Source organism: Bradyrhizobium iriomotense, from assembly GCF_030160715.1.
Taxonomy (GTDB): domain Bacteria; phylum Pseudomonadota; class Alphaproteobacteria; order Rhizobiales; family Xanthobacteraceae; genus Bradyrhizobium; species Bradyrhizobium iriomotense.
The window spans coordinates 12,315-33,259 of record NZ_BSOW01000018.1; the positions used below are offsets into that span (position 1 = coordinate 12,315).

Consider the following 20,945-nt stretch of genomic DNA (forward strand, 5'->3'; position numbering starts at 1 on the left):
CGGGTGCCGGCCGGGTCCCAGAAACTCGCCGGAGATCTGCCAGTATTCGAAGAACAGCAGCCACTCCGACGTCCACGGAATGATCGTCGTCGCGATCGACATCTTCGGGGTCCAGAACATCTCTTTCGGATCCCAAAGACACAGCGCCGGCCAAGCCGGGTTGCGGTCGTTCCAGTAGACGTGCGGCAGAAGCGTCTCGTTCGCCAGCATCTCCGCGCCGACGAGAGGATCGACCACGTGGACGGTCACGTAGGGGTTGTCGAGCGTCCAGCCCTCGAAGATCGTCCGCCGGAAGTGGACGATGCGGACGCGGTAGGTCTTCGACGCCGGCCTGAGCGGGCCTTCCCATACCGCGATCCAGTCGGCGTGAGCCGTCAGGCGAAAGTCGGGAAAGAGGCGCCGGATCTCGGCGTCCTGCTCATCGACGCTTCGGTAGGTCATCTGGATGATCGCCGAAGAACTTGTGCGACGGCGCCGACCTGACGCTGCTCGGCGCAGCCGCGCTGCCCACGACCGCCGCCGGGATCGTGGCCTTGCCGGGCATGAAGCGGCTGCCCGTGGAGCCAACGTCCTGGCCAAAGCGCTGGACGTGATCCTTCACCGCCGATCGCGCCGGCTTCTCGCCGAACAGATCCTCGAGGATCTGCTGCATCTCGGGCAGTGCGATCTCGCCGCGCAGCCGCCGGAGTTTGACGGCGAAGTCTGTGAGTTCGCGGATGAAGACCGCTTGGTCGCTCAGATCGGCGGGCCAGCGATCCGTGAGGATGTCGTCCTTGCACGTCGGGTTGCTGGCGGAGACCTTCTGGCCGCGGTTGTGGGCCTCTCCTAGGATCGCCAGCATGCTCTCGACCTGGAAGCTGAGTTCCTCCGCAAGCGATTTCGTCTGGTTGGCATGGGTGGCCACGTAGTAGGCCAGCAGCACCGACGGCGGCAAGCGCCGGGCGCCGTGCCGCTTGTCGTAGGCGAGGTTGCGCCAGCGTTTGATCAATTGCAGCGCGATGACCGCCCGCGACTTCTGGTAGGCTGGGCACTGCTCGGGCACCGGCGCGGCGTCGGCGCGCTTCGACAGGATCGCTCGTTCGCGATCGTAGTCCAGCGACCGACGCTCGAAGAAGGTGCCAAAATCCTCGTCCGGGGGTGTCCGGGCGATGAACCACTGCGCGAAACCATGAGGGTTGGCGAACAGGGACTTCTTCGCCCACGGCTCTTCCGGCTTCGAGTGGAAGATCAGACCCGTCTTATCGAGCGTTCCCACGATGCGGACGGTGGGCGTCACGTCGAGGTGCATGCCGTCGTAGTTGACCGTGCTGCAGCGGGTCTTGCGGTCGGTCTTGAGCCAGTAGCGCGAGCCGCGCTCGCCGCGGATCGCGGCGTGCAGGGTGGCCAGGGCGTCCTCGGGATCGACGTCGAGGCGATAGGCGATGTCGGCCATCACGTCGATGTCGAATTCGTTGTCGGTGGAGTGGCGCGCCACGGTCGCGCCGATGGCGAAGCCGCCCTGCGGATAGAAGTCGCTCACGTGCCCCTTCAGGGGACTGTCGTCGCGCTCCAGCCACTCGTTGATGGCGTGGTAGTGGTCGACGGCGAGCTGGTAGTCGGTCGGGCTGAGCTGGATCCGGACCGCCACGTCGGCCAGCATCACGTCAACAATCGAGTAGTTCGCGATCTGACGAAGGTAGCGATCGGAATAGTTCATATCGACTGTCCTCTACAACCTTTGCTTCAATTCTCGTTTCGTTCCGCCCGTCAGTACCGGCGAAAGGATGTGATGCGGGCGACACTCCGCTACTGGACCTCATCGCCGTCCTGGAAACGGTCGTAGACCGTGTCGCAGGCTTGGCACATGAACTTGTGGCCGACGGGGAAGAGCTTCTGCTGGCCGCAACAGGAGCAGACCTCGCTCAAGTACGAAGTTTGCGGAGAGACGGGGTTTGACGACAAGATCTCCCGAACCTCGTCGGCGATCTTCTGTACCCGCGCCGCAACCGCTGGTCTCGCCAGCTCCTCCTGCACCCGCTCGAAGTAGATGCGCGCCGCAGTCAAGCTCACGCCGGCCTGCACTGATACCTCGTCTGCCGAGGAGAGTCCGCGCGCGGTGGCGTCGTTGATCAGGAACGCCGCGCCGAAGACCATGGCCTGGTGCTCCGCAGACTTGAACTTTGGTATCCAGGCCGGGGTCACATTCCCCACGCGACGCCGTGGAAGCGTCGCTCCCTTTAATAGCTGATCGACGTGAAGAACGGCGTGGCCGAACTCATGGGCAATGGTGTATCGCGCATAGCCGTCACCCATGAAGGCCTTGTGGCGAATCCGCCTTGGAATCTTCACTACGATGCATGTGCCGTCGTAAGTGGTCAGTCCAGAATCGTCCGGGAGTTCGGCATCGGAGACGACTTCGAACCTGAACCGCTTTTTCCCGCGAACAGTCCATATCTCGTTGACGGATTCGAGGTCGAGAGGATCGACCCGTTCGGAGTTCTCCCACCCCAGAAAGCGGCGCAGAGCCTTCGCGTGCCCGTGGACTTCGAAGTCCCGTAGCGGATCGACTATGAAATCGTCACTCGACATCGAATTGGCCTCGCCGAAACGAACAATTCTTCAATCAATGGTGCCTCGGCACTTGGCCATTGGGCCGGTTAGGTGCCGCCGGCGACTGGGCCAACTGGGCCTTCCGTCGGCTAGATTCCCCGCGGTTTTGCGGGGAATCCGTGTTTTGTAGGCCCTCAAACCGCGGGCGTCAGAGTGGGAATCGCGGGCTTTCTTTCGTGAAAACTAGATCGTCGTGATGGTGGTCTACCTTCTCACGAACACCCCGTCGTGCTGCCGCACGTATCGCACTTCATGCACGTGCCGTTCCGCACCAGCGTGAAGTTGCCGCACTCTGAGCACATCTCGCCTTCGTAGCCCTTGGCCTTCGCTTCCGCGCGGCGCTCGGCTTTGGTCGGCACCACCGTCTGCGCGGTGCCGGCCTTGCTCCACTGGAGCTGCTCGAGCTTCTCCGTCGGAGAGAGGTCGTGGCTGGCTTCCTGCTTCAGGGCGACGGCGCCTTCGATCGTATCGCCGGCGCGGGCCGATGCACCGTGAAGCGCGGTGACGCGGTGGCCGCCGGCGGGGGCGCTGTCGTTGCCGGAGGCGATCGCGGCGGAGCCGCCGCGCATCACGACGAGGTTGTCGGTGCGGGAGCGGGTGAGGCCGCGCGACACCAGCTTGGTCGCGTGGTGGCCCGGCTCGTCGTCCGGCTCCTTGCCTTCCTCGACGCCCTTGCCGAGCGCGTCAAAACCCGTCTCGTTGGGATCGACGTGGGCGAGGTCGAAGCGGCTGAGGTAGCTCACCGCCAGCTCGCGGAAGACGTAGTCGAGGATCGAGGTCGCGTACTTGATGCTGTCGTTGCCCTGCACGGGGCCCGCCGGCTCGAAGCGGGTGAAGGTGAAGGCGTCGACATATTCATCGAGCGGCACGCCGTATTGCAGACCGAGGGAGACCGCGATCGCGAAGTTGTTGATGAAGGAGCGGAGCGCCGCGCCTTCCTTGTGCATGTCGATGAAGATCTCGCCGAGACGGCCGTCGTCATACTCGCCGGTGCGCAGGTAGACCTTGTGGCCGCCGACGACCGCCTTCTGGGTGTAGCCCTTGCGGCGATCCGGCATCTTCTCGCGCTCGCGCATCACGATGATGCGCTCGACGAGCTTTTCGACGATCTTCTCGGAGACCTGGGCGGCACGCGCGGCCATCGGCTTCTCGTAGATCTGCTCGACCACATCGTCCTCGTCCTCATCATCGCTGATGAGCTGCGAGTTGAGCGGCTGGGAGAGCTTCGAGCCGTCGCGATAGAGCGCGTTGGCCTTCAGCGCCAGCTTCCACGACAGCATGTAGGCGGACTTGCAGTCCTCCACCGTCGCGTCGTTCGGCATGTTGATGGTCTTGGAGATCGCACCCGAGATGAAGGGCTGCGCCGCCGCCATCATGCGGATGTGGCTCTCGACCGACAGGTAACGCTTGCCGATCTTGCCGCAGGGGTTGGCGCAGTCGAACACCGCGTAATGTTCTGCCTTGAGGTGCGGAGCTCCCTCGACCGTCATCGCGCCGCAGATGTGGACGTTGGCCGCCTCGATCTCGCGCTTGGTGAAGCCGACGGCCTGGAGCAGGTCGAAGCCGGGGGCCGCGATCGCTTCGGCGCCGATACCGAGCTGGTCGCGGATGAAGTCCTCGCCAAAGGTCCACTTGTTGAAGGCGAACTTGATGTCGAAGGCGGTCGGCAGGGCCTTCTCGACCTTGGCGATCGCTTCATCCGTAAAGCCCTTGGCCTTCAGCGTGGAAGCGTTGATGCCGGGGGCGTTGGAGAGCGAGCCGTGGCCGACGGCATAGGCCTCGATCTCCGCGATATCAGCTTCGCGATAGCCGAGCGCGCGCAGTGCTGCGGGGACCGCGCGGTTGATGATCTTGAAGTAGCCGCCGCCGGCGAGCTTCTTGAACTTCACCAGCGCGAAGTCGGGCTCGATGCCGGTGGTGTCGCAGTCCATGACCAGGCCAATCGTGCCGGTCGGCGCGATCACCGTGGTCTGGGCGTTGCGATAGCCGTGCTGCTCGCCGAGCTCGAGCGCCGCATCCCAGACGGACTGTGCGTGCGCGATCAGATCTGCTTGCGGGCAGGAGGCGTGGTCGAGCGGCACCGGGTTGACGGACAGCGCCTCGTAGCCGGAGGCCTGGCCGTGCGCGGCGCGGCGGTGGTTCCGGATGACGCGCAGCATGTGCGCGGCGTTCTTCTTGTAGCCGGGGAAGGTGCCGAGCTCGGCCGCCATCTCCGCCGACGTCTTGTAGGTGACGCCCGTCATGATCGCGGTCAGCGCGCCGCAGAGCGCACGGCCTTCCTTGCTGTCATAGGGCAGGCCCATGGTCATCAGCAGGCCGCCGATATTGGCGTAGCCGAGGCCGAGCGTGCGGAACTCGTAGGAGAGCTCGGCGATCGCGCGGGACGGGAACTGCGCCATCATCACGGAGATTTCGAGCACCAGCGTCCAGAGCCGGCAGAGGTGCTCGTAGCCCTCGACGTCAAAATGCTTCGTTGTGGTGTTGTAGAACGTCAGCAGGTTGGCGGAGGCGAGATTGCACGCCGTGTCGTCCAGGAACATGTATTCCGAGCACGGATTGGACGCGCGGATGTCGCCGGACGCCTTGCAGGTGTGCCAGTCGTTCATGGTAGTGTTGAAGTGCAGGCCCGGGTCGGCCGACGCCCAGGCAGCGTAGCCGATCTTCTCCCAGAGGTCGCGGGCACGCAGCGTCTTCGTCACCTTCTTGTTGGTGCGGCCAATGAGGCTCCAGTCGCCGTCGGTCTCCACCGCGCGCAGGAAGTCGTCCTTCAGCGAGACCGAGTTGTTGGAGTTCTGGCCGGAAACCGTGAGGTAGGCCTCCGAATCCCAGTCGGTGTCGTAGGTCTCGAACTGGATGTCCTTGTAGCCCTGCTTGGCAAACTGGATCACCCGCTTGATGTAGTTGTCGGGCACGAGGCTCTTGCGCGCGAGCTTGATCTCGCGGCGCAGCGCCGGGTTCTTCTCGGGGTCGAAGCAGTCATCGCCCGAGCCTTCGCAGTTCACGCAGGCCTTCAGCACCGCCTTCAGGTGCTTCTGGTTGATCTTGGATCCCGTGACGAGGGCGGCGACCTTCTGCTCCTCCTTCACCTTCCAGTCGATATACGTCTCGATATCGGGGTGATCGACGTCGACGACGACCATCTTGGCCGCGCGGCGCGTGGTGCCGCCCGACTTGATCGCGCCGGCGGCGCGGTCGCCGATCTTGAGGAAGCTCATCAGGCCGGACGAGCGGCCGCCGCCGGAGAGCTTCTCGCCTTCGCCGCGCAGGCGCGAGAAGTTGGAGCCGGTGCCGGAGCCATATTTGAACAGGCGCGCCTCGCGCACCCAGAGGTCCATGATGCCGCCCTCGTTGACGAGGTCGTCACCGACGCCCTGGATGAAGCAGGCGTGCGGCTGCGGATGCTCGTAGGCCGACTTGGACTTGGTCAGCTTGCCGGTGAAGGGGTCGACGTAATAGTGGCCCTGGCCGGGACCGTCGATGCCATAGGCCCAGTGCAGGCCGGTGTTGAACCATTGCGGCGAGTTCGGCGCGACCATCTGCATGGCGAGCATGTAGCGGAGCTCGTCATAGAAGGCCTGGGCGTCCTCGTCGGAGGAGAAATACTTGCCCTTCCAGCCCCAATAGGTCCAGCAGCCGGCGAGGCGGTCGAACACCTGCTTGGCGCTGAGCTCGCTGACATAGCGCTCCTTCTCAGGGAGCGCGGCGAGGGCATCCGTGTCCGGCACGGAGCGCCACAGGAAGGAGGGGACGGATTCCTCCTCGACCTTCTTCAGGCGCGCGGCGACGCCGGCCTTGCGGAAATACTTCTGGGCCAGCACGTCGGAGGCGACCTGCGACCAGTCGGTCGGCACTTCGACGTTGTCCAGCTTGAACACGACCGAGCCGTCGGGATTGCGGATCTCCGACGTGGTCAGCCGGAAGTCGATACCGGCATAGGGTGACTGTCCTACCGTGGTGTGGCGCCGCTCAATTCTCATAGTTTGCCCCGTCCTTTTCTGACCGGATCCGCCTCGGTTCGGGCGTCCCGGGTAGTTGTTCTCACGCGACTCCTCCCGGCCTTTTCGGGCTTTAAGGCGTCGCAGTTCAGCCGGTGGTTCCGGCCCAGTTTCTCCCGACGACGAGGACCAGTGCGAGCACCGGTTCCACCGCCGGCATGTCCACCCGCATCCGCCCCCCAAGGGGATGCGCGCGACATGCGTTCAACGCCACCACACTACGCTTGCTCCGGGCCTGTTTCGGCCCGCTCGCGCGCCCCAAGAGTCGGCAAATCAAGGGCAGACAAGCCCTTCACCCGCTGCCCCCTTCGGCTGGCGGAGTGGTCATTTGCGAGGACCCTTTGGGGAGTGACCGGCGGGACGCAAACACACTCGCGCCGAACGGACCGAAAGCTAGGACTCTCCGTTGCGCACGTCAAGAACTAGTGCGAGTTCCTGAATCAAATACTAAATATGGTGGAAAGACGGGGATAACAGGGGGCCCGGCCGCGCCTGTTGTGGAGGCAAGTATCAGTGAGTCCTGAGAGATTCCCAACCAAAAAAAATTGTGTTTGGTGATGGGGGAAAGGCTTCATCCCGCTGTTCACAGGGCGGGTTTATTTTTGCCTCGAGGCTTGCGTCAGCAGGACTCACGTATTGCTACGGAAGGTGAGGGCAGGCATGCCCGCTAGGGTGGTGGTCGGCGGCGCCGAACCGCGCCAAGGTGGGGCCGTTTCCGCCGGGTTACCGCATGCATGATTCGACAAGACGGGGGATGCGGACGCGCATCGCCCCGGCCGGCCTGATGTTCCTCGCCATCACCTCGGTGGGCTGGGGCTTCAACTGGCCGGTGACCAAGTTCCTGCTCTCCGAACTGCCGCCGCTGACTCTGCGCGGCGTCACCGGCGTGCTCGGCGCGCTGTTGCTCGCAGTCCTCGCCGTGATCCGCCGCGACAGCCTGCAGATCGCGCCCGCGATCTGGCCGCGGCTTCTGGTCGCGGCTCTCCTCAACGTCACCGGCTGGATGGTGCTGATGGGGCTGGCGCTGTTGTGGCTTCCGGCGAGCGAGGCGGCGCTGATCGCCTACACCATGCCCGTGTGGGCCTCGCTCTTTGCCTGGCCGGTGCTCGGGGAGCGGCCGACGCTCCTTCGCACCATCGCGCTGGTGATGGCCTTTGCCGGGCTCGCCTCGATCATGGGTGGCAACGGCGTCTCCGCAAGCGTGGCGAAGCTGCCGGGCATCGTCATGGCGCTCGCCGGAGCGATCGGCTTTGCGGTCGGCACGGTGACCTCGAAGAAGTATCCGATCCATCTGCCGCCGATCACGGCGGCGGCCTGGCAGATCGGCCTCGGCTGCCTGCCGGTTGCCATCGTGGGCCTTGCGCTGGAGACCACGCATCTGTCGCAGGTGACGCTGGTCGGCTGGGGCTTGCTGGTCTATTCCGTCGTCGGCCAGTTCTGCATCGCCTATGTCAGCTGGTTCGCCGCGCTGTCGCGCCTGCCGGCCTCGGTCGCCGCGATCGGCACCATGGCCGTGCCCGTGATCGGCGTCGTGACCTCGGCGCTCGCGCTTCATGAGCCGCTCGGCCCGGGCCAGATCGCAGCCCTCATCTTCACGCTAGCCGGCGTCGTGCTGGCGACGCGATAGCTTACCCCTGCCATTCACGGCGGCGACGGCACAGCGTCCGCCAAATATTGTGCAAACAGTCGTTCGCCGTTCTGCACCGCGCGGCGCTCCTGTTCAGCGACCTCAGCGCGGGCCTCGTCGTGGCGGCCGAGCTTGACCAGTGCCTGCGCGCGGAGCGCACCGAACCAGGTCTGCCAGGTCTCGAACCCCGTGGCCTTCCAGGTGGCGATGCCCTCGTCGAGGCGCGCAAGGCCACTCTCGACCGCGCCGTCCTGGATGTCGGCCCAGCCGAGTGCGACGTCGGCGAAGGCGACGAATTCCGGAAAGCCCATCTCGACGCAGAACGGGCGGCAGCGCGTCGCCCAGTCGCGGGCGGTCGCGACGTCGCTGCGCAGCATCGCGACGATGAAATTGGCGAGCATGGAAAAGCCGCGTGAATGCGGCTGGCCGAGCGCCTCCGCAAGCTGCACCGCATCCCGCGCATGGGTCGCGCCGACATCGCCCGCGCTCGTCATCGCGCAGGCGATGCCGAGATAGAAGCGGCCGAACACGCCGAAATCCATCATGTAATGCGGATAGAGCGGCGCGTGGCGCTCCGGCCGGTAAAGCCCGACCGTCTCGCCCAAGCGGTTGCGCGCCTCCATCGCGTCGCCGAGATGCAGGCGGATCATGCCGTTCATGTTGCCGGCCGCGAGCCTGTGCTCTTCAGAGGGGTCGTCGGCCTTCATCGCATCGAGCGCGAGCGGAAGCGCGGTCGCAAATTCCGCCTTCCCCCAGTGATACAGCGCAAGGCCATAGGTGATGCGGAATAACGATGGCGCGTCGGGCAGCGCGCGGCAGGTGTCGTAGGCGCGCCGCTGCACGGCGCCGAAGTCGGGACTGCCGGGGCCCTTCATCACCATCTGAGCCGGGCCGAGCACGGCGAGCAGGCCGAGCTCCTCGCGCCGGCGGGCCTCGTCGTCGGGCTGGTCGGCGAGCGCATCGAGACCTGCCTGCAACAGCGCCGCTGCCTCCTGCGCGCTGCCGCGCCCGATCGCGGCGCCGCCAGCGCGCAGCCACCATCCCGCGGCTGCATGCGGCTTGCCTCCGAGAGTGAGATGGCGGGCGACGAGCTCAGGCTCGCGCTCGGCGATCTCAGTGAAGTCCGAGATCAGCCGCTGCGCGACACGCTCGTGCAGCTCGCGCCGCGGCCGCGCCAGCAGCGAGGCGTAGGCGGAATCCTGGATCAGCGCGTGCTTGAAGCTGAGGTTCTCGCCCGGCCCCTGGCCAACCAGGCCGGAGGCGAGGATCGCCTGCAGGGGCTCATTGAGCTCTTCAAGGGGCTGTTCCATCATAGCGGCGAGCAGCGCGGGCGCGAACTCGCGCCCGATCACGGCGCAGACCTGGATCACGCGCCGCGCCGGCCCGAGCCGGTCGAGCCGCTCGGTCAAGAGGTCGGAGAGGGTTTCGGGCAGGTCGCCGCGGCGGATGCGCTCCGGCGACTCCAGCATCATGCGCGTCATCTCCTCGACGAACAGCGGCACGCCGTCGGTCTTCGCGACGATGCGCGACACGTCGGTGGGCGACAGCCCGAGATCGTGCCCGATCGCTTCGGCAAAGCGGGAGGAATCGTCTGCCGTCAACCGCTCGACCGCGAGCGTGGTGACGGTCCCGCGCTCGGCCCATTCGAGCCGCGATCCGGGCCGCGTGGTCGCGATCATCATCAGGGGCGCCGCGGGATTTGCCTCGACGAAGCCGGAGAGGAAATCGAGCGAGGTGGGATCGGCCCAGTGCAGATCCTCATAGACGACGACCAGCGGCTTCTCCCGCGCCTGCGCAACCATGAGCTCCTGGAGGATTGCGAGCGTGCGCGCGCGCTGCTCGGGCGGGCTCATGCGGACCGGCGGCACATCCTCGCCGGCGATGCCGAGCAGGCTCGCGAGCAGCGCCGGCGCGTTGGGGTCGGTGGCCGGCCGGCCGGCGAGATAGGCACGCAGCTTCTGTAGTCGCACACCGTCTTCGTCATGGGCCGCGATGCCGCACTGCCGCTGCAGCAGATCGATGTGGGGATGCAGCACGGTATTGGCGAGCGCCGCGTTGCATTGCAGGTTGACGGTCTGGAACGCGGCGTCGGGCGCGGTTTCGTCCAGCACGTGAGCAAGGCGCGACTTGCCGATGCCGGCTTCGCCGACGAGATTGATGAACTGCGCCGCGCCCCCGCACGCCGCGTCGAACAGGCGCCTGAGCGCATCGCGCTCGACATGGCGATTGATGAGTGGAGCGCGGGCGATCTCGAGCCGGCGCTCGAAGCGGCTGCGGCCGGCGCGGATGCCGGTGGGCACGAACGCGGCGATCGGCTCGGCGAAACCCTTGAGGGTCTGCGGCCCGAGCGCGCGCGCCTCGAACATGCCCTCGACCAGGCGCGCGGTCGACTGCGCCATGATGACCTCGCCCGGCGCGGCCAGCGATTGCAGCCGTGCGGCAACGTTGAGGGCCGCGCCGGTGAAATTGTCCTCGATGCGCGCGGTCGCGGCATTGCCTTGCCCAACGATCACGCCGGTGGCGATGCCGACACGGACCTGAAGCGGCGAGCCCGCGACCGCAGGCGCAAGCTGCGCGACCTTGTCGACGATGGCGAGACCGGCGCGGACCGCGCGCTCGGCCGCGTCCTCATTGGCGATCGGGTATCCGAAGCAGACCACCACGCCGTCGCCGAGGTGATGCAGGATGAAGCCGCCGAAGCCATCGACGGTCTCGCGGATGGCCATGCGATAGGCGGCGAGGCCGTCGAGCAGCTCTTCGGGATCGCGCCCATCGATCATCTGGGTCGAGCCGACGAGATCGGCGAACAGGACGGTCATGCTGCGGCGTTCGCCGAGCGCAAGCCGGACCGTCACTTGCTTCGCCTGCGTAACCCGCGTGCCGCAGGCACCGCAGAACTTGACGCCCTCGCCGAGCGGCGTGCCGCACTCGGTGCAGAAGCCGGTCAATGGACCGGTGTCCGTTTCGGCAGCAGGGTAAAGCCCTGGCTGCTCTGCTGCGCGGTGCCGATGGCGAACATCAGGAGCATGTCATAGTCGAGCCCCCGCGGTGCCTGCGTGAGGGCGCGCTGGATCGCCTGCGGATCGACTGGCGTCGCAGGGTTCGGCGCGAGGCGCACGAATGGCAGCGCCGCCATGCTCGCGTTGGAGACGGCCGCCGGCAACAGCAGCGCGGGCAACAGGTTCTGCGGCTGGTCGCCCGCGCGGTTCTGATACCATTGGGCCCATTGCGGGCCGCCTGGGGTGTAAAGATAGAACGGCTTTCCGTCCGGCGGCAGCGAGGCGATGATCGGCGAGGGATACATTCGCGCCGGGGTCGAGCTTTGGGCAGTGCCGTGGCAGCTCAGGCAGGCGGATGCGTGGAAGCCGCCGGGGACGTTGGTGTGCTTGATGTCCGGCGAGTCGCAATCGGCGTCGGTCTTGAGCTGGCCGCGCTGCACGCCCTCCACCAGGATCACGCCGTGGCGTTGGGCGATGTCGATCGGCCCCGACATGCGCCCGCCCCATCCGAGGGTGGCCTCGGTATAGGCAGGCGCCTTCGGATTGTGCCAGAACTGCGTCAGCGCCGTGCCGGGCGGATGACCATCCGGATAATGATCGAATTGCGGATCGTTGCCCCAGACGGCGCCGAGCGGCACGAGCTGGTCCCAGGCGCCGGTGCCCTTTGGTGCATCCTTGTCGTAGACGAAGGTCGTGAACACCCAGCCCGTCTCCGGCGCCGCGTCGGTGTCCTTGACGATGATGTCGAACTGCATCACGCGCAGATCCGTCACTTGCAGCGTGTAGGGCGCGTTCGAGCCGTGCAGGCGATGGTCGAGGATCTCCTTGAGCGGCGGCCGATATACGCGCCAGATCGCGGCGCCATCGACCACCGGCCAGTCGGCCGGCGTGGCCGCCACGCCTCCGGCCTTCACCACGAGCCCGCCCTCGGGAAAGCTCGCGGCATCGACAACGGGCTTGCCCACGTCCTTCCAAATCTTGTCCAGCATCGTCGCCGCCATGCGGTCGTAATAGACGATGGTGTGGTTTTCGGTGTCGCTCTTGAGCCCGCTGTTGGTCTCGCTGGCGGCGAGGATGATCTGCCCGGTGAATGCACCCAGGATCGGATCGCGCCCGCTGTCGTAATCGCCGGCTGAGTCCGCCGGCCCCATCCAGGGCATGTCGTACCAGCCGTTCGACGCCGGATCCCATTGCGCGGGCGCCTCGATCATCTTGCGCAGCGACGGCGTGACATAGTCCTTCAGCCGCGCCATGTAGTCGGCGGCGTTGGCCACGGTGATGGGGCCCTTCGGCTTGATGTCGCGCCACGACCGCTCCGGCGGCTGCGCGGGATAGTCGTGGCTCAGCTTGCGGAACTTGTAGGGCCCTTCGAACGGCGGCGGGTTGGAGTCCGGCGGCGGGTAGACGCCGAAATTGGAGGCGAACGGATCGGGCGCGTCTGCGGCGATTGCCGTCGCGGGCAGGAGCGCAGATAACAGTGCAAGTTCCAACGTTAATGCCGTGGCGGCTGTGGCGACGACCGCCCAACTCGACCGAGACCCAGATCGCGGCATGTGCACCCCCTCGTGCCAGCGGCACCGCTACTCAAGCGCGCATTCCTGCAGGCGATCAATCTGACCCGGAGATGCCGTTTGCGCAAGCGTGCCGGCAGAGGCCGCCATTGAATTTTGCAGAACTTTGGAATTTGCAGATGTTTTGAATCTTTGCCGAAACGGCCTTGCCGGGACGATTGACACATTCAGAAACAAATAGGGTGACCCCGGCACACGAGGCGTAGCATGGGATTACCGGAAGACATGTGACGCCTTTCACAATTCGGCGCTTAGGGGCGGGCGTCGTAGCGGGGCTAGAGCATGATCCGGAAAAGTGTGAAGCGGTTTTCCGGAAAGATCATGCGCAAACAACAACCTAAAGCGCGATGACGATTCATCCTAATCTCATCGCGCTTTAGATTGGGATGGGGGTTAGGCTGAATCGATTTGGGATTCCCAAATCAGCGTATTTCTGATGCGCCGTGTCAGGCGGCACGCTGGTCGCGTGGCGACGAGAGATCCGGGCACAGCACGAGCTTGCCCTCGAGGCCGCCGGCTTCGAGGCGCCAATGCGCTTCAACGACCTCATCCAGCGAGATCCGCTCGGCGACACGTGGATGAATGGCGCCACTCGCCAGCAGAGCGAACAGGCGTTTCAGATCTTCCGTGAACCATCCGGGATGTCGCAACCGCATCGCGTTGATGGAATAGAAGAATGCCCGCTTGCCGCCAGGCAACCAGCTCCAAAGATACAGGCGCGCAATCCACATCAGCATCGTGGTCATGCGCCGCTGATCCTGGACGCCCGCCGAGTAGCCATAAGCGCAGAGCAGGCCACCGCGCCTGAGCGCCGCGAACGAGCGGCGATATCCGTCGTCCCCGATGCCGTCGAAGACGACGTCAAACCCGCCAGGCAGGACATGCGTGAAGTCTTCGCGCTGATAGTCGATCGGCGTGGCCCCGAGCTCGCGGATCAGGGCGGCGTGCTTCCCATAGGCACCGCCCCACAGTTGAAGGCCGGCCATGCCGCCGAGCACGAGCAGCGCCTGACCGACGGCACCGGCAGCTCCGTGCACCAGCACGCGCTGTCCCGGCTGTACCTTCGCGGCGCGGTGCAGGAGCTGGTATGCGGTCATCCAGCTCAGGATCAGCGTAGCGGCCTCCGCCGCGTCAAGGCCAGCCGGCACCGGGGTCAAATGGCTCGCCTGGAGCGTGCGATAGGCAGCATTCGACCCGAGCACTGTCATGTCGGCCACACGGTCGCCAAGCTTAAATTCGCTCACGCGGTCACCGAGCTGATCGATCTCCCCGACGACATCGTAGCCCATGACGAACGGTGGGCGGCGGGAAGCAGTTTGCGGGTAGAGATGGCGCCGGATCAGCGTATCGGTGTACTCGAGCCCTGAGGCGAGGACGCGGACCCGCACCTCACCTGGACCTGCCTCCGGCAGGGGAGCGTCGACCACTTCCAGTTGCTCGGGACCGCCGAAGCGCCGAAGCTGGACAACGCGGTTGCGCAGGTCGTTCACATGCCGATCCTTGCAATCTCACACGCGACAAGCGGATCAGGAGGGTGGTTTCGTACCACAATGCATGCCAACTACGATCGGCCCGGAACCTGGCCCTGTAGTTGATGCAGATCAATCCCGCTCGCGCTAGCTCACCTTCTCCTTGCCGAGCGCCAGCCGGATCATCTCGGCGAGCTGGTTGCGGCGATAGGGCTTTGTCAGCAGCAGCACGCCTTCGTCGAGCTTGCCCTGGTGGACGATGGCGTTGTCGGTATAGCCGGACGTGTAGAGCACCCTGACACCCGGCCGGCGTTTTTCGACTTCCTGCGCCAGCAGGCGTCCGCTCATGCCGCCGGGAATGACGACGTCGGTGAACAGGAGGTCGAACGGCTCGCCGCGGTCGACGAGGGCGAGCGCGGCGCGGCCGTCGACGGCGGCGATGGTCTTGTAGCCGAGGCCCTGCAGCTGCGCCGTGACGAAGTTGCGCACGAGATTGTCGTCTTCGACGACCAGGATGGTCTCAACGCCGCCGGTCGCCGGAGCGGCCGCGCTGGCCGCCGTCTCGCTCGCGCCTTCGCCGGGCGGCAGATAGAGCTTGATGGTCGTGCCGTGGCCGGCCTCGCTGTAGATCTTGATGTGACCGCCGGATTGCTTGACGAAGCCGTAGACCATGGACAGCCCGAGCCCCGAGCCCTTGCCGACCTCCTTGGTGGTGAAGAAAGGCTCAAAAGCCTTTTCCTGCACGTCGGGCGGCATGCCGGTGCCGGTGTCGCTGACCGCGAGCATCACATAGGCGCCGGGCGTGACGTCCGGGTTGGCCTGCGCATAGGCCTCGTCCAGCGTCACGCGGCGGGTCTCGAGCAGCAGCTTGCCGCCATCGGGCATGGCGTCGCGGGCGTTGATCGCCATGTTGAGCACGGCGTTGGTCAGCCGTGACGGATCGATGTGGAAGGTCATCGGCCCCTGTTCGAGCGCGGTCTCGATCTGGATCTGCTCGCCGAGGGTGGGGCGCAGGAGCTTTGCGATATCGGTGATGGCCGCGTTGACGTCGACGTTGCGCGGCTCCAGCGGCTGCTTGCGGGCGAAGGCGAGCAGGTGCTGGATCAACTCGGCGCAGCGCTGGGCGGCATCGTCGATCAGCCGCGCCACGCGCTGGAGCTCGGGCTGTTCCTTGAGACTGCCGACCAGCGTCTCGGTATTGCCCGAGATCACGGTCAGCATGTTGTTGAAGTCGTGCGCGACGCCGCCGGTCAATTTGCCGATGGCGTCCAACTTCTGCGACTGCTGGAGCTGCCGCTCGGTCTCGCGCGAGATGGTCGCATCGTGATAGACCAGCACGGCGCCGGAGATCGCCTTTTGCGCATCGCGCATCGGCCGTCCGCTGATGAGGAGATGGCGGGTAGGATGGCCGCTGTGCGGGCGGACGATCATCTCCATCTCTTCGAACTCGTCGCCGCGCAGCACGCGCGCCGACGGGAGATCCTCCTGCCTCAGCGGCGTCACGCCGTCGCCGTGGAACACGTCCGACATCTCGCGCAGGCTCGTCAGGTTCATCCCGGCCCGATGCAGCAGGATGCGTTCCGCGGCGGGATTCGACAGTAGGACGTTGCAGTCCTTGTCGATGACGAGCACGGCTTCCGCCATGCTGTGGAAGGTGCTTTGCAGCACGTTCACCGAGAGGCGGAGCTCGTCGTGGGTGGTGACGAGGTGCTCGGTGCGCTCCGCAACGGCCGCCTCCAGCGCCTCGTTGGCGGCCCTTGTCTCGTACAGCGAGCTTCGCAGCGCGACGCTGGTGCGCCGGGTCTCGCGCAGCAGGAGAGCGGCCAGCAACAGGATGACGACGGCGCCGACGATGTCGATCCCGAGGAGCACGATGCCGGTGCGGCGCGACTCCACCGCGCGGGCGGCGAGTTGCCCTTCTTCCTCCGCGGTCAGCCGGTCGAGATTTGCGGTCACCGCCTCCATCATGCCACGGCCTTCGGCCTTGCCCTGGAGCGCGGCGATGCCGGCCTCGTCGTTGGCGGCGCGCAGCCGCATCGCTTCGGCCGCGATATCGAGCCGGCGTAGAATCAGCGGTTCGGTGCCCTCCAGCAGCGCGACCTGATCAGGATTGTCACGGAGCGCGCGCTTGAGATCACGGAGCGCAGGCGCGATGGCCCCGCGCGTCGCCTGGAACTCGTCATTGAAGGCCGGGCTGCGATAGATCTCATAGCCGCGCGCCGCACTTTCGGCGCGACGGACGAGCAGGCGCAGGTCCGAGATCTTGTTCAGCGTCCCGACGGTTTGATTGACCCATGACGTATCAGACCGCGACTTGACGTCGAGTCCGATCGAGGCCGCGGTGATGATCAGGAGGATGGCAAGTCCGGCACCGAGAATTACGCGCTGCGAGGCAATCAAGGGGATTTGTTGTCCTTCACCGACGTCGCCTCGTTGAGGCATTCCTTGATCGCAGTCAGCAGCGTCTCGGGCGTGAACGGCTTGCGCAGGCAGCGCGTCGCGCCGAGCTCGAGCGCCATGCGGAGAAAATCGGGTGAGGGCGATGCGGATGAGGCAAAGGCGTAGCCTGACATCGCGATCAGTGGGATCGTCGGCGCACGCTCATGGAAGACGCGGATCGACTCGAAGCCGCGCATATGCGGCATGAAGATGTCGACCAGCATCGCGTCGAAGCTCTGCGCCTCGAGCGCAGCGAGCCCGGTCTCGCCGCCGTCAGTTAACGTGACGTCGAAGCCCTGGCGTTGGAGGAGGACCTCGATGGTCGCGCCGACCATCGGATCGTCATCAACCACGAGAATACGCGGCATGACTCTGCCTAACCAATCGAAGTCCCCATTAGCTTTGCTGATATAGGCGAATCGTGGATCGGGTCAATTTTGGATTGGATCGGGACAGATATGCACGGTGCGGTGCATAAAACGCACGATGTGTGGCGTTCGTGTGAAAGCCCGCACAGCGCGAAACGAAGCGTCAAAAAGGCGCCGCGTGAGAGCGGCGCCTTTTCGATTAAATTGGAACGATGCAACTAACTCTACGGGCAAGGATGCCGCAGGCCGTCATAGCCGAGATAAGTACCTGACGCGGGGTCGTAGGACCTGTAGCGCTGGGCACAATAGGCTGCGGAATCTCCGCCGGTGTCGGGCACGACCGCAACGCCAGGACCTTGGTCATAGTAATAGTCATCGTTGTAGTAGGAGTCGTCGTAGTACGGGCCGCCGCCGTAATAGGCGTACGACCCCAGCCCTCCGATCGCGACGCCAGCAGCGACGCCGGGCCAGAAGCCGCCACCGCGATGGCGCCAACCGCCGCCATGCCAGTTGCCGCCGTTCCAGTTGCCGGATGGAGTACCGGCAACGACACGGCTGCCGCCGCTGAAGGCCGGCGCGGCAACGCCGGGCCGCACAGCTCCGGCGGCTGCGAAATTGCCGCCGCCGCCACCACCGCGGAATGCGGCGGCACCGCCGCCGAAATTGCCGCCACCTATCCGGGCTCCACCGCCGCCGCCGAACGAGGCATGCCCGCCGCCGCCACCGCCGCCAATGGCGTGTCCGCCGCCCCCGCCAACGCGGGATTGAGCGAAGCTGACGGACGGGGTCGCCAGCGGCAAGACCAGCGCCAGCGCTGCGGCCGCGCTCAAAACTCTGAGATTGTTCATATTCGGCTCCTTGATCCCGGATTCAAACCGCTCAAACGGGCAGTGGTTCCGGGGCGCCCGCGAGGTTTGCGTGGGAAGCACAGGATTCCAGCCCGCGTCTGTACCCGGCATGAACGGATCGCGTCCGCTCTGCGGCGGATCAGCGCATTTCGGATGTCCCACCCGCGGTGCGGCAACTGGACAAGTCCGCTTCCGGATGGCATCAGGACCCGACGAAGCAGGGCCCTTGCCGCATGAAACAATTCTTCCTCAAGCTCTTCACCTGGTGGAACGGCCAGACCTTTGGCACGCAGCTCTGGACCTGGCGGTTCGGCGAGCTGGTCGGCGAGGACGAGCAGGGCAACCGCTACTACCGCACCCGCGGCGGCGCGATCGATCCGACGCTCGGCTTCGAGCGGCGCTGGGTGATCTACAACGGCTATGCCGAGGCGAGCCGGCTGCCACCGGGCTGGCATGGCTGGATCCATCATGTCGTCGACGTGCCGCCGACCGAGCTCAACTACAAGCCGCGCGAGTGGGAAAAGCCGCACCAGCCGAACCCGACCGGCACGTCAAAGGCCTACCGGCCTCCCGGCTCGACGCTCGCGAGCGGCAAGCGCCCCAAGGCGACCGGCGACTACCAGCCCTGGACGCCCGGCTAAACCGGCAATTCCGCAGATCCAATTTCCGAAGATATTGGGCGCTGGATGCATTCGCATCCAGCTATCGACGCTGTGAACAACGGGAACAGCGGGGACGCCGCATGCGCGGCCGTTGCGCTTCCGCGAGCGATGCGGCTCAATGAACCCATCTTACGGAGATGGGAGACCATCGCGTACGGTTCGGGCAACAGTTCGCGACTGTCCCGAAATGCAGCGGCTGCCGAACAGGACTCGATCGGGAGATAGGCCCCCGATCTGGAAGCTCCGAAATCGCCCGTTTGAATGTGCAGCTGTCGTAAGACAGGAAAGGCCGCCCGGGAAACCTGGCGGCCTTTTTCTGTTGCGACTTTCACATCACCCTGGCCGCGGCGCGCTTGGCGGCCTCGATGCGGCGTGCCTGCGAGGGTGCGATGCGCTCCTTCATCAGCGCGAGCACTTCGGCGGGCGCCGTCTCCGGCGAGCCCGCGTTGAACGGTGGTGCCGGATTGTATTCGAGACGGAGCTGGATCGCTTCCGCCATGGTGCGGTCGACCAGGATCGAGACCAGTGTCAGCGCGAAATCGATCCCGGCCGTGACGCCGCCGCCGGTGATGCGGTTGCGGTCGATGCAGACGCGCGTCCTTGTCGGTGTTGCGCCGAACAGCGCCAGCACCTCCGTTGCGCTCCAATGGGTGGCGGCGCGATAACCCTTCAACAGGCCGGTTGCGCCGAGCACCAGCGATCCCGTGCACACGGAGGTGACGTATTTGGCGCCCGCGGCCTGCTTGCGCAGGAAGTCCAGCACCTCCTCGTCATTGACGAGCGCATCGGTGCCGAAACCGCCGGGCACGCAGATCACGTCGAGTTGCGGGCAATCGGCGAAGGTCGTGGTCGGCGTCAGCGTCAGCACGGAATCGCTCGGGACAGGCTCGATCCGTTTCCAGATCAGATGCACCTCGGCGCCGGGCACGGAGGAAAACACCTGCACGGGCCCGGTGAGGTCGAGCTGGGTGACGCGCGGAAAAACCAGACATCCGATTCTGAGCGGTGACGACACGGGAGCCTCCAAATCAGCTTGACGGGCTGACGATGCCATGATGCTCTTCCGTCAGAAATGGCATAATTCCCTCGTTTTCGGACATAACCTTTGGACTTGGCCCATGATCGGCGTCCTGATCTTTCCCGATTTCCAGTTGCTCGATGCGGCCGGGCCGATCTCGGTGTTCGAGATTGCGTCGCGCTATACGAAAAAAGCGCCTGTCATCCGCGTCCTGGCGCTGAACGCGGGGCCGGTGCGCAGCTCGTCCGGCGTTGAGATGATGGCGCGCGATTTCAAATCGGCAAATGCGGTCACCACGCTGATCATCGCGGGCGGCGAGGGCGTGGCGGGTGCAGCGCGCTGTCCGGCTACGCTTGCGTTCGTGCAGCGGTTGGCCCGGCGCGGCGTGCGCGTCGCGAGCGTCTGCTCCGGTGCCTATGTGCTCGCGGAGGCTGGTTTGCTCGACGGCAAGCGCGCGACCACGCATTGGGGCCGCACGCGCGATTTCGTCGCGCGCTATCCCAAGGTGAAGCTCGAGCCGGACCAGATCTTCACCCGCGACGGCGATGTCTGGACGTCGGCCGGCATCACCGCCGGCATCGATCTCGCGCTCGCGATGGTGACGCAGGATCATGGCGAGGCGGTCGCACAGGACACCGCGCGTCAGCTCGTGCTGTACCATCGCCGCAGCGGTGGACAGTCGCAATTCTCTTCACTCCTGGAATTGAAGGCGCCGAACGGCCGCTTCGGACCGCTGCTCGCCTGGGCGCGCGAGAACCTCGATACGCCGCTCACGGTCGAGGATCTCGCCGAGCGCGCCAATATGAGCGCGCGGCATTTTGCGCGCGCGTTCGCCGCCGAGACCGGCTCGACGCCGTCGAAGGCGATCGAGCGCTTGCGCGTCGAGGTGGCGCGCGAGCGCGTGCAGTCATCGAGCGAAGCGATCGAGCTCGTCGCGCAGTCGACCGGCTTCCGCGACCCCGAGAGGATGCGCCGCGCCTTTATCCGCGCCTTCGGCCAGCCGCCGCAATCGCTGCGGCGGGCGGCGCGCGCGGGTTAGCACGCGATCCAAAAAGGTGCGAAACGCAGCCGAAATGCCCGCCAGATCACGAACAGGGCATTGTGGCAGGGCCAAAATGCCTCGCCTTGACCATGATTTCCAGCGTACACTCGGAGAAATCCGGGCGATGGCAGGGCAGTTGCAATGGCGGCTCAGTCCCACAAGACCGCGGAAGAAGAATACGACGAGCAGGTTCGTATCCTCATCCGCATCGTTTCAGCCAGCACCCTCGGGCTTCTCGCTTTTGCTGCGGGCCTGCTGATTGGGACCTTTCTGTTTTCGTGATCAAAGATGAAGAGCTGCGCGATGATGATTCATCGT

Annotated in this window: 14 protein-coding genes and 1 pseudogene; 4 read left to right on the forward strand and 11 right to left on the reverse strand. The window is 65.5% G+C overall.

Translation table 11 applies throughout. The features are described from left to right. Positions 1-12 precede the first annotated feature (12 nt). From QQL28_RS46460 to QQL28_RS24755, 4 genes and pseudogenes are all read right to left on the reverse strand, one after another. A pseudogene (locus tag QQL28_RS46460) lies at positions 13-441 on the reverse strand (type II CBASS E2 protein); the annotation flags it as partial. Then, positions 419-1,696: a nucleotidyltransferase domain-containing protein gene (locus QQL28_RS24745; RefSeq protein WP_284269467.1), complete on the reverse strand. Its 1,278-nt coding sequence runs from the start codon at positions 1,694-1,696 to the stop codon at positions 419-421. The gene QQL28_RS24745 and the pseudogene QQL28_RS46460, both read right to left, overlap by 23 nt. Positions 1,697-1,785: 89 nt before the next feature. Continuing rightward, a complete protein-coding gene (locus QQL28_RS24750) occupies positions 1,786-2,568 on the reverse strand; it encodes an ImmA/IrrE family metallo-endopeptidase (RefSeq protein ID WP_284269469.1) in 783 nt (260 codons plus the stop codon). Between the two features lie 233 nt (positions 2,569-2,801). Further along, positions 2,802-6,566: a vitamin B12-dependent ribonucleotide reductase gene (locus QQL28_RS24755; RefSeq protein ID WP_284269471.1), complete on the reverse strand. Its 3,765-nt coding sequence runs from the start codon at positions 6,564-6,566 to the stop codon at positions 2,802-2,804. 748 nt (positions 6,567-7,314) lie between these two features. Here QQL28_RS24755 and QQL28_RS24760 point away from each other — a divergent pair. Then, the gene (locus QQL28_RS24760) at positions 7,315-8,211 is read left to right on the forward strand and encodes a DMT family transporter (RefSeq protein WP_284269473.1); all 897 of its coding nucleotides are present in this window, start codon (positions 7,315-7,317) and stop codon (positions 8,209-8,211) included. 14 nt (positions 8,212-8,225) lie between these two features. Here the strand turns inward: QQL28_RS24760 and QQL28_RS24765 are convergent, their stop codons facing one another. The 6 genes from QQL28_RS24765 to QQL28_RS24790 form a co-directional block, all read right to left on the reverse strand. After that, entirely contained in the window at positions 8,226-11,159 is a 2,934-nt protein-coding gene (locus tag QQL28_RS24765; RefSeq protein ID WP_284269478.1) for an AAA family ATPase, read from the reverse strand. Continuing rightward, complete coding sequence (locus QQL28_RS24770) at positions 11,156-12,700, reverse strand: hypothetical protein (RefSeq protein ID WP_284269480.1); 1,545 nt, start codon at positions 12,698-12,700, stop codon at positions 11,156-11,158. The genes QQL28_RS24765 and QQL28_RS24770 overlap by 4 nt, the downstream gene beginning before the upstream one ends. Before the next feature lie 527 nt (positions 12,701-13,227). Further along, positions 13,228-14,271: a medium chain dehydrogenase/reductase family protein gene (locus tag QQL28_RS24775; protein ID WP_284269482.1), complete on the reverse strand. Its 1,044-nt coding sequence runs from the start codon at positions 14,269-14,271 to the stop codon at positions 13,228-13,230. Between the two features lie 126 nt (positions 14,272-14,397). Next, entirely contained in the window at positions 14,398-16,650 is a 2,253-nt protein-coding gene (locus QQL28_RS24780) for a CHASE3 domain-containing protein (protein ID WP_284269483.1), read from the reverse strand. Next, positions 16,647-17,057, reverse strand: coding sequence for a response regulator (locus QQL28_RS24785; protein WP_284269485.1), 411 nt, complete (start codon positions 17,055-17,057; stop codon positions 16,647-16,649). The genes QQL28_RS24780 and QQL28_RS24785 overlap by 4 nt, the downstream gene beginning before the upstream one ends. Before the next feature lie 224 nt (positions 17,058-17,281). Further along, complete coding sequence (locus tag QQL28_RS24790; protein WP_284269487.1) at positions 17,282-17,905, reverse strand: BA14K family protein; 624 nt, start codon at positions 17,903-17,905, stop codon at positions 17,282-17,284. A 233-nt stretch (positions 17,906-18,138) separates the two neighbouring features. On the opposite strand from QQL28_RS24790, the gene QQL28_RS24795 reads away from it, so the two are divergent. Beyond that, positions 18,139-18,546 (forward strand): NADH:ubiquinone oxidoreductase subunit NDUFA12, encoded by a 408-nt coding sequence (locus tag QQL28_RS24795; RefSeq protein WP_284269490.1) that lies wholly within the window; start codon positions 18,139-18,141, stop codon positions 18,544-18,546. A 349-nt stretch (positions 18,547-18,895) separates the two neighbouring features. Here the strand turns inward: QQL28_RS24795 and QQL28_RS24800 are convergent, their stop codons facing one another. Continuing rightward, entirely contained in the window at positions 18,896-19,582 is a 687-nt protein-coding gene (locus QQL28_RS24800) for a DJ-1/PfpI family protein (protein ID WP_284269491.1), read from the reverse strand. A gap of 103 nt (positions 19,583-19,685) precedes the next feature. Between QQL28_RS24800 and QQL28_RS24805 the strand changes: the two genes are divergently transcribed. Beyond that, entirely contained in the window at positions 19,686-20,624 is a 939-nt protein-coding gene (locus QQL28_RS24805; protein ID WP_284269493.1) for a GlxA family transcriptional regulator, read from the forward strand. A gap of 144 nt (positions 20,625-20,768) precedes the next feature. Then, the gene (locus tag QQL28_RS24810; protein ID WP_284269495.1) at positions 20,769-20,909 is read left to right on the forward strand and encodes a hypothetical protein; all 141 of its coding nucleotides are present in this window, start codon (positions 20,769-20,771) and stop codon (positions 20,907-20,909) included. The last annotated feature ends 36 nt before the right edge of the window (positions 20,910-20,945 follow it).

What these genes read in the sequence shown, in the direction of transcription:
- QQL28_RS24745 (WP_284269467.1), bottom strand. Translation starts at nt 1,696, where the DNA reads ATGAACTATTCCGATCGCTACCTTCGTCAGATCGCGAACTACTCGATT.
- QQL28_RS24750 (WP_284269469.1), bottom strand. Translation starts at nt 2,568, where the DNA reads ATGTCGAGTGACGATTTCATAGTCGATCCGCTACGGGACTTCGAAGTC.
- QQL28_RS24755 (WP_284269471.1), bottom strand. Translation starts at nt 6,566, where the DNA reads ATGAGAATTGAGCGGCGCCACACCACGGTAGGACAGTCACCCTATGCC.
- QQL28_RS24760 (WP_284269473.1), top strand. Translation starts at nt 7,315, where the DNA reads ATGCATGATTCGACAAGACGGGGGATGCGGACGCGCATCGCCCCGGCC.
- QQL28_RS24785 (WP_284269485.1), bottom strand. Translation starts at nt 17,057, where the DNA reads ATGCCGCGTATTCTCGTGGTTGATGACGATCCGATGGTCGGCGCGACC.
- QQL28_RS24790 (WP_284269487.1), bottom strand. Translation starts at nt 17,905, where the DNA reads ATGAACAATCTCAGAGTTTTGAGCGCGGCCGCAGCGCTGGCGCTGGTC.
- QQL28_RS24795 (WP_284269490.1), top strand. Translation starts at nt 18,139, where the DNA reads ATGAAACAATTCTTCCTCAAGCTCTTCACCTGGTGGAACGGCCAGACC.
- QQL28_RS24805 (WP_284269493.1), top strand. Translation starts at nt 19,686, where the DNA reads ATGATCGGCGTCCTGATCTTTCCCGATTTCCAGTTGCTCGATGCGGCC.
- QQL28_RS24810 (WP_284269495.1), top strand. Translation starts at nt 20,769, where the DNA reads ATGGCGGCTCAGTCCCACAAGACCGCGGAAGAAGAATACGACGAGCAG.